Genomic DNA, 14,279 nt, shown 5'->3' with positions numbered 1-14,279 from the left:
AACGTTTTAGTTTTCACACACAAAAAACAACCGATAAACTGATAACTCCTCCCATACTAACCAACCAAAAACACCACAAAAACAAACAACAACACCACAACCAACTAAACACCATCACAACTACTGGGCTCGAGGGTACACAAAGGACTTTTTTAGACTATTATCATATACTAAAAAATTATTTTGTGGACCTTACTCGCCTTCGTGCGCTTTGTGGTGAAAGCTAGTGTTCCTTGTTCGCCTTCGTGCGCTTTGTGGTTAGCAGTTTTGTGTTCCTTGTTCGCCTTCGTGCGCTTTGTGGTGAAAGCTAGTGTTCCTTGTTCGCCTTCGTGCGCTTTGTGGTGAAAAATAGTGTGACATAGTTGCCTTTGTGTAATTAGTAATGTAAGAGAAGTCACACCACTGTCGATTATGGTAAAAGAGAATATAAAATAAAACTGACAGATAAAAGGAACAAACTATAATGAAGCCTAAAAAAGTAAAAAGTTGTAAGTATTTATTTCTTCTTAAGGTCCGATGGTTTTACCGACTCATCGTCGGTCGCCGCAATGAAGACACATTTTTTATCTTCTTTTTTACCGTCCCTTTTGCCGCCGAACCTTCCGCGAGTGTCAGCGACTATCACTTCATCCTCTTCCTTGTCCTCGACCTGTTCGATAATACCGGTTGCTGAATTGAGCCTGTACTTCAAATGGCCGTGTTCGTTAGATCCGGAATATTCTTCGGGATGGGATGCTACCGGTTCCGCACCGTCATCCGATACGTTTTGCACTTCGGTGGCATCTAAAGTGTCAAGAGTAGCGTTTAATAACCTGGCGAGCTCCACTATCTTAAGCTCGATCCTTATCATCTTGCTATCTACGTCCGCCGGGTCCTCTCTTAGCCTCTGCTCGATCTGCCTGGCCGCCTCGACCAGGTCTGAGTTGTCGACCTCGATGCCTTTCTGGGATAGTTTGTACTCTATCCTTTCAAATATTGTTTGTCCTGCACCATCCATGAGATGATAGCCTCCCCTAGTAGGGATTAGATTTGTAAAGTAGACGCTTAAATCTTTTGGTATCCTTAATTTCGAGATACCGGAACTTTTTTAGTCGTTTATAATAACTTAATAGGAAATAATATATCTAAAAAGGAATTAGTACATGATATATTACTTTAAGCCTAACTAGGATGTTCAATAATGCAGGACTGGAAGGAATCAAAGGCCATCATGGATGGGATCGACAACTTACTTAAAGATGTAGAGATGGTGGAAATAAAAAAAGGGCTGGCCCACTCATTGAAGACATCAGGAAAGAGGCTCAGGCCGTTAACTCTTCTCCTTACTGCGGAGTTAAATAACGGTACCGTAGAGCATGCCCTTGATGCCGCTTTAGCCCTTGAATGTATCCATACTGCGTCACTGATACAGGATGACATCCTGGATGAAGGCTTAAAGAGACGCGGTGAGCCGACCTCCCATGAAAAGTTCGGTCTGTTCCTGGCAATGGTATGCAACGATTACCTTATATCAAAATCCATGATGCTCATCTCGAAGTATGACCAGCCTTCCATAACAGCGTTCGGTTTATCGGGTCTTTTGGCGGCCGAGGGAGAGCTACTCGATATTAAGTCAAGGACATTCAAGGCGACCGAGGATGATTATTTCGAATGTGTCCTGAAAAAGACGGCGGCAATGTTCATAGCGGCTTTCGAGATCGGGGCGCGCAGTGCCGGGACCTCAGAGGAAAAGGCACTATTATGCCGTGAAATGGGCAAGGAGTTCGGTATCGCTTACCAGATCGTTGACGATCTGATAGAGTTCCTCAGCATAGACGATGACACCAAGAAGTCCGCCCAGCAGTCATATATTTTACCGCTGGTCTATATGGAAAAGATGTCCTCCGACGAGGCCGTTGATAGGTGTATGAAGCATGTCGAGACCAGCATCGCGAGGATCGATGAGATGCTAAAGAACTTTGACGATGGCGAAGCCAAGAAAAAGCTCATCGATGTTATCGACATCCTCAGGAATTATAACGGGGTTAAGATCAAGTAACCCGTTTTTACCTTTTAACTCTCCGATTTTTTTGTAATAACTGAGTTTTTTATTAATTGTAAATATTGATGATCGACTCTTTTGTGTAATAACCCAAATATTCAACGATCTTACTTTTTTATTGTAAGCAATAGATTAGTTATTTATCTATTATATTGTAGAATTTATACATATTTTGCCATATTTTTAAATATATATACTCTAATTTGTTTTATATCATATATTCAAGCGCTAAATTAGATTTCGAGACGTTTAACCAAAAATCATATTAATATATAATAATAAATTTATTATTATCTTTGAGGACTAACGATGACGGTGCAGAAAGAGGAGAAAGCCAAGATAAGGTTGAAGGTGGCAGAGGCGGATAAGCGTGAGGTAGGCCGTGGCATCGCACGTATAAACGAGCGGCACATCAAGGAGATAGGAGTTTCATACGGGGATGTCATCCAGATCACGGGGAGACGAACGACAGCCGCGATAGTCGGCAGCGCTTTCCCATCGGACATGCATCTTGACATTATTCGCATAGACGGGATATTGAGACATAATGCGGGCACGACTTTAGGGGATTATGTGGAAGTGAGCATCTCCAAATGGAGCGAGGCAAAAAAGGTAGTGCTCATGCCTGTCCAAAAAGGCATACGCATATATGCGTCTCCGGAAAGCCTGCAGGCAAGTTTCCTGAACAGGCCCGTGTCCCAGGGTGACATCGTTTCGACGTCAACCTATAATCCTCCCAGCCAGTCTTTTAACTCCAACCTGATGTTCGAGGAATTTTTCCGGGACTTTTTCTCCAATCCTTCTTTCGGGCTCGGGGAGGTAAAGCTCGTAGTGGCATCAACGATCCCTACCGGCATCGTAAAGATAACAGAGGTGACCGATATTCAGCTATTGCCAGAGGCGACCGAAGTGGTCAAGGAAACGGTCCCCGAGGTCACATATGAGGACCTTGGAGGCATACGTGAAGCTATCCAGAAAATAAGGGAGATGATCGAGCTTCCTTTAAAGTACCCTGAACTATTCAACCGCCTCGGCATAGACCCGCCCAAAGGCGTGCTGATATTAGGGCCTCCGGGTACGGGAAAGACTCTGCTGGCAAAGGCAGTCGCCAACGAGACCGAGGCTTATTTCACCTCGATCAACGGGCCTGAGATAATGTCAAAGTATTATGGAGAGTCAGAACAGCATCTTCGCGACGTGTTCAAGGAAGCTGAAAATAACGCTCCTGCCATCATCTTTATCGACGAGCTTGATTCGATCGCCACTAAAAGGGCAGAGGTCACGGGCGAGGTCGAGCGCCGTGTGGTGGCGCAGCTTCTATCGCTGATGGACGGCCTGAAGACTAGAAAGAACGTCATCGTCATAGGGGCGACAAACCGTCCCGAGGCGATAGATACTGCTTTGAGAAGGCCGGGAAGGTTCGACAGGGAGATAGAGCTTAGAGTTCCGGACAAGGCGGGGCGTAAAGAGATATTCCAGATACATACGCGGGCGATGCCGCTTACGCCAGACGTAAGCCTGGATGAGCTATCTGACCTCACATATGGATTCGTGGGTGCCGATATTGCCGCTTTATGTAAGGAGGCGGCGATGAACGTTCTAAGGCGGGTACTGCCGAAGCTTGACTTGAAAGACCAGACCATTCCACAGGAAGTACTGGAGCAGCTGAGAGTCACCAGGCAGGATTTCGAAGAGTCGTTAAGGATAATCCAGCCTTCAGCGTTAAGAGAGATCATGATCGAGGTCCCGAACGTTACCTGGGAGGACATCGGCGGCCTGAAAGATGTGAAGATGCTGCTGCGCGAGGCTGTGGAATGGCCGCTGAGGTTCCCGGAATCTTTTAAGCGTGTCGGCGTAGAAGCCCCTAAAGGCGTTCTTTTGTACGGCCCTCCCGGTACCGGAAAGACACTCCTGGCAAAGGCGATCGCCAATGAAAGCCAGGCTAACTTCATCACGGCCAAAGGCAGCGATCTGCTCTCTAAGTGGTACGGGGAGTCGGAAAAGCATATCAGCGAGGTCTTCAAAAAGGCAAAGCAGGTATCTCCTGCAGTGGTATTCCTGGACGAGCTTGATGCACTGGCACCTGTCAGGGGTGGTGCTATCGGAGAGCCCCGTGTGACCGAGCGTATCGTGAACCAGCTTCTATCGGAACTGGACGGTCTTGAAGAGCTGAGAGGCGTCATAGTGATAGGCGCGACGAACCGTCCGGACATAATAGACCCTGCCCTTATGAGGCCGGGGCGCTTCGATGAGATAATACTGGTCCCTGTTCCTGACAGGGATGCACGCAGAGAGATATTTAAGGTACACATGAAGCGTATGCCCGTCGCACCGGATGTTAACCTGGCCGAGCTGGTAGACAGGACTAATAACTTTACGGGAGCGGATATAGCATCCGTATGTAAAAAAGCAGGAAGGCTGGCTCTCAGGGAGGACCTTCAGGCCGCATCGGTCAAGAGAAAACATTTCCTGGAAGCGCTTAAAGGAACGACTCCTTCAGTCACCGAGGATACTATGCGGTACTACCAGAACATCGGCGGAGAGTTGAAGCGTATGGGCAATAAGGAGATCGAGAGGTCAATGTACCTCTGATCCCTATCCATTAATTTCTTAAAAACATTAACTTTTTATTCGTGCGGACAAGATAGCCGATATTGTACCGAACATCAGCAGGAAAGAGCCGGACATCAATATTTTTCCCTTCATGACACCGGTGCTATTGACCGTATCAAGCGAGAGCTTATCAAACACTATCCCGTTATCATAATAGAAAGTGCCGCTATTAAGATCGTATATCGCGACAGGCCCGCAAAACATGGTTTTCGGCTCTATGGTCGTATCCGGGATATTCGGGTCATAAACAAAGAGATACGCCATATCCTCGTATTCAATTATCCTGTATACCACGAGCGCATGGCCTTCGTGGTCATTCTCTGACGTATAGATGCCTATCACCGCAGGAGTGCCGGATGATATCCTTTCTTTTATCTTAGGATACTCCATCTTGTTGTCGGGGATTTTCACACCGACGGGCGGCCTGAGATATTCCATTATATAATAAAATGACTGTTCAGTCTGGATTTCATCTATTACAGGCATCGCATCGCTTCTTGAAATGTCGCCAGCCGTCACATCGCTCAGGAAATATTCGACGCTCAATGAAGCCATTCCATAACAATGTCCTGTATGCCTTACTATCTCATCCCTGTATTTTATTCCCGTCAGGTCGTTCAGGTCGACGCCAAAAAATTCTTCCCTGTCCGAGGGGTTTGGGAAACTAAAACCATTTTGTACGGGATCATAGCCGGTATCATATATCTTTAAGCAGATAGTGCCGTTTATATCAGGACTTTCAAATAATGCTGTATATGGATTTTGGGCATATGAGACAGAGATCATACAGGGGACAGCAAATAAAACAATAATGAAATACAAAGCTATTGTTCTAAAAAACATTTAATATACCGGCCATATTGTTTTTACAGATAATATTGTTTTTATTTGGAGTATAATCATTTATTATACTAAAAAAAGCTAAAAAACAAAAATACTTTCTGGTAAAAGAATAGGGGAGGGGGTTATCCCTCCGTTCTGATAATCTTATTTAATTACGCGTCGCCCGAGACTGATGACGGGAAGGGCTTATTCTTATTGTTATTTTTTACTTTATCTTGTCCCTGTCCGGCTTTCGACCCGTTATACAGGTTGCTGTAGTCATAGTCGTAGTTGTAGTCATAGTTGAAAGGCGTGCTGCCGTTAATTATGGTTGGCATTGCCTTGATACCCTTCTTGGCGAGTCCCGGCGGAAGGAATGTCTTGTTATTACCGTTCTTTAAATGTCCGGGCGGGACGAAGTAAGTCGTGTTATTGTAATACACGAAGGACTTGCCGTTCATTACCTGAAGCGAGTAGTTAAACGCGTTCATTAACTGCCACTTGTTTTCGGTCGTATTGTTCAGCATATACTTGAACGTGTTCTGGTGTTTCTGAACGATGGGGCCGACCTCTGAGTACTCTTCTTCTCCGATCTCGGGGTCTTCCATAGTCTCGTTAACATCATCCATCAGGTCGCAATATTCGTTGAGCGCGAGTTCCATAGCCTCAGTGTTGTTCACCCGGGCCATCGCCCTTGCCTCTGCAAGCCTTTCCTCTGCATGGTTAAGCTTTTTCTGCAACTTTTCGTTGGCATTAGAGGAAATAGACTCATCCAGTTTCTGGAACCAGAGCTTTATTTTATACAGAGGAGAATCGGCTCCTACCATACCTTTGTACTCTTTGACATCCTCAGACTGGGCCATGGATGTCGGTATTATTGAAATTAAAAATAATAGTACGACAGATATTCCTATGATCTTCTTCACCATATCCTGCAACTCCATTTACGGCTGTTATGCCGTTTGACATCTATCAGTACTATCACTTAATAAATAAGCATATTTTAAGTTCAACCAATTAAATAATGTATAACTGAGTTCATTATATTGTAATATCGTTTTATTTGTAGTGTAAAGATTCAATAAACCGTTATGAACTATATTTTATCAAGAAACCTCATGATTTTTTTATAATTTTTTGTCTTTTATTTCAAAAAAACGGTTCTATATTTGATTATGAATAGCAAAAAAATAATGCCTTATCTAAGAAAGTTTATGTTCAAGTAACTCTTACAAAGTTAAAAATAGTGAGGTAAGCCAATGAAACTAAAAGCGCAGCCCTACGACATAGAAGTTGGCCGTTATGAAGTTATCATAAATACAGTGGATGCGGAAGAGCTGGGTATCCATGCGGGAGACCGTGTACAGGTTAAGAACAGAGATACGCTCACGGCAGTCGTAGAGACCACCGATGGCATCGTCACGCCGGGACGTTTGGGAGTCTACAGGGAAGCCTGGGAAGCACTGAAAGCGGTGCCTGATGAAATAGTTGACGTGCTACCTGCCTCCAGACCTAAGTCCATCTCTTTTATAAAGAAAAAGATGGACAGGGAAAAGCTCACGAATGATGAGATGCACGACATAATAGCTGATATTGTAGAGGGCAACATCACTGAAGTCGAACTTACCGCGTTCGTCACGGCATCGTACATGCACGGCATGGACAACGATGAGATAGAGTGGATGACACGCGCCATGGTCAAGACAGGGGACCAGATATCTTTTGACACTCATCCTATCATGGACCATCACAGTATAGGGGGCGTGCCGGGCAATAAAATATCGCTATGCATAGTTCCTATCATAGCCGCATCAGGCTTACTTATACCGAAAACCAGCAGCAGGGCGATAACAGGCGCCGGCGGCAGCGCTGATCTGATGGAGATACTTGCGCCCGTAAGTTTTAACGCGGACGAGATAAAGAAAATGACCACCCAGGTAGGCGGCTGTCTCGTATGGGGAGGCGCGACGAACATCGCACCGGCTGACGACAGGATAATAAACGTGGAGTATCCGCTATCTATAGACCCCAAGAGCCAGCTGTTAGCGTCGGTCATGGCAAAGAAATTCGCAGTGGGAGCCGACACGATGGTGCTGGACATCCCCATGGGCAACCAGACCAAGATACCGACCATACAGGAAGGCAGAAAAATGGCCCGCGACTTTATGGAGCTTGGCGACAGGCTCGGTATGAAGATAGAATGCGCGATATCCTACGGAGGCAACCCCATAGGCCGCGCGATAGGAGGAGGGCTAGAGGTCAAAGAAGCTCTTGTAATGCTTGAGAGTTTCACAGGCCCGAGGAGCCTGCTGGAGAAGACCATCAACATATCGGGAATGATGCTTGAGATGGGCGGCATGGCCCAGAAGAACGAGGGCGCTAAGATGGCTCAGGAACTGGTCAAGAGCGGCAAGGCCCTTGAAAAGTTCAAGGAGATCATCGAGATCCAGGGCGGAGACCCGAAGATCACTTCAGAGGACGTTCCCGTAGGCGACAAGGTCGCTACCGTGCTATCGCCGAAGGACGGGTACGTGCTTGACATATTCAACAAGAGCCTGGTCCAGGTATGCAGGATAGCAGGCGCCCCGCATGATAAGGGCGCAGGCATTCTCATACATAAAAAGAAGGGCGAATATGTGAAAAAGGGAGACGGCCTTTTCACGATATATGCCGAGAAAGAGTGGAAGCTCGATTCCGCCATAAAGGAATCGCTGCGTAATCCGATAATGTTCGTTGAAGGCATGATCCTGGAAAGGGTCCAGGTCGTGTGATCTCCAAAAATAAAATTGTATGGCGACTACTGTGGCTGGCGCATCTTCACGCCCCGTCGCCATCTAACTTTTCTATTCTTTTAAGGGAGTCTTGCACCTGTTGCACTCCGATACGCACCATTCATGGTATACCGCTGAGCACATGGGACATACAAGCGCATCGTCTTTTTTAACAATAAGGCCGCATTCGTCGCACCTGCCGGCCTCATCCTTTTTTAGCCCCTCTTCTTCGAAGTCCTCGACATCGTCGAATTCGTCAAAATCGTCATCGTCAACATATGTCATTTGTAACCCTCCTAAGAACCTATACAAGAAAATATTTAAAATTTTTGGGCGACATCAAGTGCTTTATATCCTTATGACAGTGATGTGTTTGCGATAGTTATTTGATTGAACCCGACCATTCACGTAATGTGTGATATTTATGGCGCCCGAAGAAATTGCTGAACAAAAGATCGATGTGGAAGCAGAGATAGAAGACGCTGTAAAAAGCGGACAGTTCCCCGACAGGAACTCGGCGATAATAGGGCTTATGAAACAACTCATCGATTATCAAAAAGGTGCTTTAAAAGGAAAGATAAAGGGTTCTCCGGTGAATGGCGTGGAAAAGTACAGAGAGGAAAAATGGAAGGCCCTTATAGAAAGCGCTCGCGGCGATGAGGACCGCGCAGTACAGATGTACATCGACGAGTTAAAGAAACTAAATATATAAACGCAGGGCTTTGCCCGTGCATTATTCTTCTTTTTATCTAACTTAAAAGGATATAATCTCTTCAGGCGTCATTACGCCTACGAGCGCCCTTGCCCGGTTAATGAACGTTATGTCCCTGGTTATAACCAGCGCGTTGTTCCTCTGGGCAAATACGATGTGTAAGGCTTCCATGAATGGTATATCCTGCACTCTCATGGTCTTAAGTGCGACATTTATTATGTCAGAGTTCGTGACCAGCAGGTCTCCTCCGTTCAAGAGCAGCATCGGCCGCAGGACCTGGTCGACGTATTCCCGGGGCACTCCCATCTCCAGTAATTCGTTGACCGTGTGCTCGGAGGCTATGATCTGGTATTTTCCTTCCGCGGCGTCTTTAAGCAGTTTAGCCACGTTCTCGCCCAGCTTGACGCCGTCAGCCTCTTCGTTCTCCAGTAAGCTTAACAGTACGTTAGTGTCAAGGTATAGCCTGAGTCTATTCTTAATGGCCGGCATAATATCATTTCCACAACAATAAAGGGCTCAAAAGTATAAAAAACCATTTCGTAACGCGACTTTAATTATCGATATTCTTGCTTTCTTATACTTAGTGCTGTGTCCCGTAAATTCCATGGTCCATATTTTTCGGACAGGGTGTCAATGATATTGTTCGGGCAGTGCAATGGTGGGATATATTTTCATCTCAAAGGCTCAAAGGACTTCTCAAAGACATAATACCTTTTTAAGAGAAACTTTGAGGTCTTTGAGCGATCTTTGAGCCTTTGAGATGAAAATGCATCATGTCCACTTACAGCACTAAAGATCAAAGTTTAATCCTCGGCGTTTTCGACTTTATCCTTTAAGACCCTGGCTTCCTTTGCAGCTTCCTGCTTTCCGAGTATCTTAGCTATCTCGTAGACAGCGTCCAGGTTCCTGATGAACCTGTCAAGGTATCCAAGAATGTCGCCGTCGAATACGCTTAAGTTATAATCACCGGCCACGGCCCTTGTTATTTCTGCCGGGCTCTTACCCTGAAGCCTGTACTCGATGATCTTTTTACTGAACTTCCGCTCCGGGCAGCCGCAGAAAGGCGCATCTTCGCATACGCAGTCCAGGAAGTCTACGCTGAAATCGGTGAACTGGGACCTCATGCTGTGGTCCATCTTTGATATGGACTCACCGGAGAAAACGATATCGAGGCTCGCAGGGCTGAAAACCCGAGACGGCACGTTCACTCCTATGACCTTTGAGAGCCTGTCTATGCCCCTGAAATAAGCCGCATCGAATACTTCCAGCTCTACTGTGATGTCTATCGGAGGCACTTTCTTGCCCAGCCTCTCGCGTATCATGAACGCATCTTCCACGGCCAGGAAATGAGTGACGATAGCCCTGCCGAGGGGCGTTGCATTAATATGGCCGTTCTCTCTGGTCAGAAGCCCTTTATCAATAGACTTATTTATCAAGGATCTTGTCGGGACCGTGATGCCGAACATGGTGTCGTTTATCTTTTCCAGTTCAGTCTCACTATGCGATATGCACGTGTTCGCGATACACTCTTCCATTTGTACAGGATCGTCGTATTCCACGTTGATATGCTCGACGCTGCCTCCCAGAAGCCTGAAAGCGACCTCTTCCTCGCTTTCCCCTCCCGCCATGTACATTTCCGGGTCGGAGAGCACCACGATCTGTCCTTTGTCATGGTAATCCGGACGGCCCGCACGGCCCTGCATCTGCTGGAACTCGCCCACAGTAAGCCAGTTATTACCCATGGCAAGAGACTCGAATATCACCTGGGATGCCGGAAAATCAACGCCTGCGGCCAGGGCGGCAGTGGTGACCACAACTTTCAACTCGCCTTTCGCGAACATTTCCTCCACTTTTTTCCTCTGCGGATAGGTAAGTCCAGCGTGGTACGGGGCCGACTGTATCCTGAGGGACTGGCTTATTGAGTGGCATTTCTTTCTGGAGTTCGTGAAGACGATGCTCTGACCTTTAAATCCTTTGGAAGATGTCTTGGAATATTCCTTCCCCGCGTACTCCTCTATGAGCCTGTTCTTCTCATGGGACCGTGCGAATATGAGATGTCTCTCAAGCGGGACCGGGCGGTGCTCATATTCTACAAGTGTCGTGCTGAGATTCTTCGATACTTCTCCCGGATTGCCTATCGTTGCCGATAAATATATGAACTGAGCGTCAGGGGCATGTGACCTGAGCCTGGCTATCAGGCCGTCAAGCCTGTGCCCGCGATCCTCATCCTCGAGCATGTGCACTTCGTCAATGACCACGGTGCCTATCTTTTTCAGGTTTTTCACTTGCCCCATCCTCAAGACATAGTCAAGGCCTTCATAGGTGCCCACGATAATATCCGCATCCAGGGAAGTGTTCAGCTTTACCGAGTTTAACGCTATGCGCGATGTGCCGATCCTTATGCTGGTCTTGAGCCCCAGGGGGCTGTATCTCTTCTTAAACTGCTCGTATTTCTGGTTCGCAAGAGCCACAAGAGGCACTAAAAAGAGCATCTTTCCTTTTTTATTAAGGCAGTTATTGATCCCCGCGATCTCCCCTATCAGGGTCTTACCGGTCGCGGTCGCGGAGACGACAAGCTGGTTACGGCCGTCGGTCAACCCCAGATTGACCGACTTTGACTGTACGGGCAAAAGCTCCTGCATTTTTGGAAGGAATAGTCCTTTCAGCCTTTCATCGATCTTTAGGTCTTTTACTTTTACCGCCTTAATCTTGTTATCCGCAGCCGGTATGATATCATACATAGTTAGCTCGGGGGGAAGGTTTGACGGGTTGAACAGCGCCATGACACGGTTAAGGTCGCGCGTCTTCATTAAAAGTGATTCCAGGCGGTCAATGCCGGAGCTCGACATCCTGCCCGCAAAGCTGACCTCCTTTCGGAGCTCACGCTTAGCGCAGGGGACACAGATCATCTCGTTCTTGAACCTTATCATGTCTGACTTTCTGAACGTGATCCTGTCCTCCATGAGGCAGAACCTGCACACTCCGATGCTCCTGGAAGTAAGCTGGTAAGCCTTTAACATATCGTTAAGGTCGTCTTCCTGTGAAGCACTGAGCCCTGACGTGAGTATCTCGTCCGACGCTTTTATCAGTTCTACGAACGTCGGTATCGGCAGGTATTCGTCTTCCTTGTTCTTGACGATCCTTACTTTTAGGGGCCTCATGCCCTTCGATGTTTTTTGGAGTGTGAGCACCCCTGTGAATAAGGGCGTGCCCTCCGCCTTTAAAGGATATAGTTTATATTCGTCCTTTTTGTACGGTGTCACGACAATATATAATGCCATTTGAATACCTGGTGATGATTATATGCAGCGTATCGATTGTACTAATAATATAAATCGTTATTCTATGGATGCATCCAGCCGGTAATTGCCGTATTCGGATCCGGGCATTAAACTATATAACTGCGTGCCCACATAGTTGTATGTCGTATGGATCTGATGAAGCCGAACGTTACGAAAGAACTTCTGGAAACGGTCAACAAGAGCTATCCTAAGAGCTGTTTCGGGTGCGAGCACCTGCGCGTGATACCCGACTCAAAGACGTATGTATGCGTCAAAGGCGGTGCGCCGTGCAAAGTCGATGCGCTTAACCCCGCGATGACGAACCCGTCCTGTAAGTTCAACCCGATGAACGACCTTTTTGATCACCGCCTTGATCCGGACGTCGAAAAGCGTGCAGGCAAAGGCGACCGTAATATCTAGATTTTTTATTAAGATCAAAAATTGATGGTACGGTCTACTTTTAGTCTGCGGTTATCATACCATAGAATATTTTCGCGGTCCGGGACCCGAGAAGCCATCCGATGAATATGCAAGCCCATGGCCCTACGCAGCACAGGCACAGGTAATATGTCAGCAGGTCCGGGTTTGAGATGCCCGCTATAAGCACCGATACAAAAAGTGCCGCGGATACCGATATAGTCCCCAGCAGGCCGGCCTCGAACGGCCCGTTCAGCGAGCTTTTTGTCAGCGCCACCGATAAGCAGGCAGGAGCGATGATCGCCGACACAGCAAGCAGTATCGCCAGGGCAGGGCCCACGTTCATGAATGAGAAGTACTGTGAGGCGACCATGGCCGCCCCTATGAACAGCCCGCAGGCTACGCCGATCATGAACGCGTTATAGAACAGTGTAAAGATCGAGGGCCCTCTTATGGTCTCGGAGTAGTATCTATAGCTCCTGTGCGGAGCCGAATATCCGTATCCGTAACCTGAAGAGCTATTTCCTCCCCACCTGGCGCTCCAGTAATAGTTTCCGGTCCCGCTCTCCCTGCGGGCATCGTTGTAACGGCCGGCATCCGCCCATTGCGGGTAAGGTGAGGAAAGAGTCGTATCGTAGTCTTCTCTCTTTTGAGGGTCTGATAGTACTCTGTACGCCTCGTTAACGAGCCTCATCTTCTCTCCGGCATCAGAGGAACTGTTCTTGTCCGGATGATACTCTAGAGCAAGCCTGTGATAGGCTCTTTTAATTTCTTCCTGGTCACAATCCTTTGAAAGGCCAAGGATATCGTAATATGTAGCCATCCCTGCTATTACCCTGTACTTACTTCTATTTTGCTTTTTTGGCGTTTTTCAAAATTTTGATACTAAGGGCATGGCCGTAAAAAACATAAACTAACATGAGTATATATAAAAATAAATAGATATGAAACTAAGTAATGGTATTTTTTATATTAAAATGGAAGCGGAACGGATGACGCCTCTGGATCGGGTATGGGAGATATATGCTGAAAGCAGTGACAAATAAAGATTTTCCGATGCTCAGGGAGGCTTTATCCCTGCTTTTCAACGTCGAGCTCGAATACGACCCGGATATGAAAAAGGTCAAAAATTTTTCTACTTCTGACTTTATACGTTTCATGACCATGGGGCCGGACCCGCATGGTCGGATCCGGATATTCTTCATTGAAGGTACGGACGACCTCTCCAACGGGATGTTCAAAAACACGGATATCATAGGGTTCAACATGGTAAAAAAGAAGCTTGTGTTCGTCGCCATTCCGTCAAAGGTCGAGCCTATATCCGAAGAATGCGATTTTATGCCGCGCAGCATGGAAAGCTATCTCCTTGCGGTCACTCTTCACGAATTATATGAAAACCTCACCGGGGACGTATCACATTGCCATAACCCCGGAAAATGCATCAACTCCATATGTAAGCTATACGATAACGGCACCTGCTGCGTATGCATGGCTGGCCTGATAGAGACAAGATATCCTGACATAACCCTTGAAGACCTGTTTTGCGAGGAAGACCTGGGTTTGCTAAAAGAAGCGCTTAGAAAATATGAACGCTTGGAAGCGATTTGATCTTGCGGGCCGAC

General features: G+C 46.8%; 13 protein-coding genes. 6 read left to right on the top strand and 7 right to left on the bottom strand.

The features are described 5' to 3' along the window. Window positions 1-496 precede the first annotated feature (496 nt). The gene (locus CUJ83_RS06950) at window positions 497-997 is read right to left on the bottom strand and encodes a hypothetical protein (protein ID WP_230741563.1); all 501 of its coding nucleotides are present in this window, start codon (window positions 995-997) and stop codon (window positions 497-499) included. 183 nt (window positions 998-1,180) lie between these two features. Here CUJ83_RS06950 and CUJ83_RS06945 point away from each other — a divergent pair, with 183 nt between their 5' ends. Both CUJ83_RS06945 and CUJ83_RS06940 read left to right on the top strand, forming a co-directional pair. After that, window positions 1,181-2,038, top strand: a complete 858-nt coding sequence (locus tag CUJ83_RS06945; protein WP_230741562.1) for a polyprenyl synthetase family protein — start codon at window positions 1,181-1,183, stop codon at window positions 2,036-2,038. Window positions 2,039-2,350: 312 nt separating this feature from the next. Then, entirely contained in the window at window positions 2,351-4,633 is a 2,283-nt protein-coding gene (locus CUJ83_RS06940; protein ID WP_230741561.1) for a CDC48 family AAA ATPase, read from the top strand. Between the two features lie 27 nt (window positions 4,634-4,660). Here the strand turns inward: CUJ83_RS06940 and CUJ83_RS06935 are convergent, their stop codons facing one another. Both CUJ83_RS06935 and CUJ83_RS06930 read right to left on the bottom strand, forming a co-directional pair. Further along, window positions 4,661-5,440, bottom strand: coding sequence for a hypothetical protein (locus CUJ83_RS06935; RefSeq protein ID WP_230741560.1), 780 nt, complete (start codon window positions 5,438-5,440; stop codon window positions 4,661-4,663). Window positions 5,441-5,649: 209 nt separating this feature from the next. Continuing rightward, window positions 5,650-6,420, bottom strand: a complete 771-nt coding sequence (locus CUJ83_RS06930) for a DUF5667 domain-containing protein (RefSeq protein WP_230741559.1) — start codon at window positions 6,418-6,420, stop codon at window positions 5,650-5,652. 315 nt (window positions 6,421-6,735) lie between these two features. On the opposite strand from CUJ83_RS06930, the gene CUJ83_RS06925 reads away from it, so the two are divergent. Next, window positions 6,736-8,247 carry an AMP phosphorylase gene (locus tag CUJ83_RS06925; protein ID WP_230741558.1) on the top strand — a complete coding sequence of 504 codons (1,512 nt, stop codon included), beginning with the start codon at window positions 6,736-6,738 and terminating at the stop codon, window positions 8,245-8,247. Window positions 8,248-8,319: 72 nt separating this feature from the next. Here the strand turns inward: CUJ83_RS06925 and CUJ83_RS06920 are convergent, their stop codons facing one another. Then, a complete protein-coding gene (locus tag CUJ83_RS06920) occupies window positions 8,320-8,532 on the bottom strand; it encodes a hypothetical protein (protein ID WP_230741557.1) in 213 nt (70 codons plus the stop codon). Window positions 8,533-8,671: 139 nt separating this feature from the next. On the opposite strand from CUJ83_RS06920, the gene CUJ83_RS06915 reads away from it, so the two are divergent. Continuing rightward, complete coding sequence (locus CUJ83_RS06915; protein WP_230741556.1) at window positions 8,672-8,959, top strand: hypothetical protein; 288 nt, start codon at window positions 8,672-8,674, stop codon at window positions 8,957-8,959. 42 nt (window positions 8,960-9,001) lie between these two features. On the opposite strand, the gene CUJ83_RS06910 is transcribed toward CUJ83_RS06915, so the two are convergent. Together CUJ83_RS06910 and CUJ83_RS06905 are read right to left on the bottom strand one after the other, a co-directional pair. Beyond that, window positions 9,002-9,448, bottom strand: a complete 447-nt coding sequence (locus tag CUJ83_RS06910; protein WP_230741555.1) for a type II toxin-antitoxin system VapC family toxin — start codon at window positions 9,446-9,448, stop codon at window positions 9,002-9,004. A gap of 314 nt (window positions 9,449-9,762) precedes the next feature. Then, window positions 9,763-12,240 carry a DUF5814 domain-containing protein gene (locus tag CUJ83_RS06905; protein ID WP_230741554.1) on the bottom strand — a complete coding sequence of 826 codons (2,478 nt, stop codon included), beginning with the start codon at window positions 12,238-12,240 and terminating at the stop codon, window positions 9,763-9,765. 147 nt (window positions 12,241-12,387) lie between these two features. Between CUJ83_RS06905 and CUJ83_RS06900 the strand changes: the two genes are divergently transcribed. Further along, entirely contained in the window at window positions 12,388-12,660 is a 273-nt protein-coding gene (locus CUJ83_RS06900) for a hypothetical protein (protein ID WP_230741553.1), read from the top strand. Between the two features lie 40 nt (window positions 12,661-12,700). Here CUJ83_RS06900 and CUJ83_RS15835 read toward each other — a convergent pair whose 3' ends face one another. Beyond that, a complete protein-coding gene (locus tag CUJ83_RS15835; protein ID WP_305067645.1) occupies window positions 12,701-13,480 on the bottom strand; it encodes a J domain-containing protein in 780 nt (259 codons plus the stop codon). Window positions 13,481-13,680: 200 nt separating this feature from the next. Between CUJ83_RS15835 and CUJ83_RS06890 the strand changes: the two genes are divergently transcribed. Continuing rightward, window positions 13,681-14,265 (top strand): hypothetical protein, encoded by a 585-nt coding sequence (locus CUJ83_RS06890; protein WP_230741552.1) that lies wholly within the window; start codon window positions 13,681-13,683, stop codon window positions 14,263-14,265. The last annotated feature ends 14 nt before the right edge of the window (window positions 14,266-14,279 follow it).

Origin of the sequence: Methanooceanicella nereidis, assembly GCF_021023085.1 — an archaeon.
Classification (GTDB): Archaea; Halobacteriota; Methanocellia; order Methanocellales; family Methanocellaceae; genus Methanooceanicella; species Methanooceanicella nereidis.
The sequence above is the reverse complement of the archived record's forward strand: the minus strand, read 5'-3'. Positions and strand labels throughout refer to the sequence as shown.

Bases quoted from the DNA above. Each gene is read 5' to 3' on its own strand.
- CUJ83_RS06890 (WP_230741552.1), top strand. From the start codon at position 13,681: ATGCTGAAAGCAGTGACAAATAAAGATTTTCCGATGCTCAGGGAGGCT.
- CUJ83_RS06925 (WP_230741558.1), top strand. From the start codon at position 6,736: ATGAAACTAAAAGCGCAGCCCTACGACATAGAAGTTGGCCGTTATGAA.
- CUJ83_RS06945 (WP_230741562.1), top strand. From the start codon at position 1,181: ATGCAGGACTGGAAGGAATCAAAGGCCATCATGGATGGGATCGACAAC.
- CUJ83_RS06935 (WP_230741560.1), bottom strand. From the start codon at position 5,440: ATGATCTCTGTCTCATATGCCCAAAATCCATATACAGCATTATTTGAA.
- CUJ83_RS06930 (WP_230741559.1), bottom strand. From the start codon at position 6,420: ATGGAGTTGCAGGATATGGTGAAGAAGATCATAGGAATATCTGTCGTA.
- CUJ83_RS06905 (WP_230741554.1), bottom strand. From the start codon at position 12,240: ATGGCATTATATATTGTCGTGACACCGTACAAAAAGGACGAATATAAA.
- CUJ83_RS06915 (WP_230741556.1), top strand. From the start codon at position 8,672: ATGGCGCCCGAAGAAATTGCTGAACAAAAGATCGATGTGGAAGCAGAG.
- CUJ83_RS06910 (WP_230741555.1), bottom strand. From the start codon at position 9,448: ATGCCGGCCATTAAGAATAGACTCAGGCTATACCTTGACACTAACGTA.
- CUJ83_RS06940 (WP_230741561.1), top strand. From the start codon at position 2,351: ATGACGGTGCAGAAAGAGGAGAAAGCCAAGATAAGGTTGAAGGTGGCA.
- CUJ83_RS06950 (WP_230741563.1), bottom strand. From the start codon at position 997: ATGGATGGTGCAGGACAAACAATATTTGAAAGGATAGAGTACAAACTA.
- CUJ83_RS06920 (WP_230741557.1), bottom strand. From the start codon at position 8,532: ATGACATATGTTGACGATGACGATTTTGACGAATTCGACGATGTCGAG.
- CUJ83_RS06900 (WP_230741553.1), top strand. From the start codon at position 12,388: ATGGATCTGATGAAGCCGAACGTTACGAAAGAACTTCTGGAAACGGTC.
- CUJ83_RS15835 (WP_305067645.1), bottom strand. From the start codon at position 13,480: ATGGCTACATATTACGATATCCTTGGCCTTTCAAAGGATTGTGACCAG.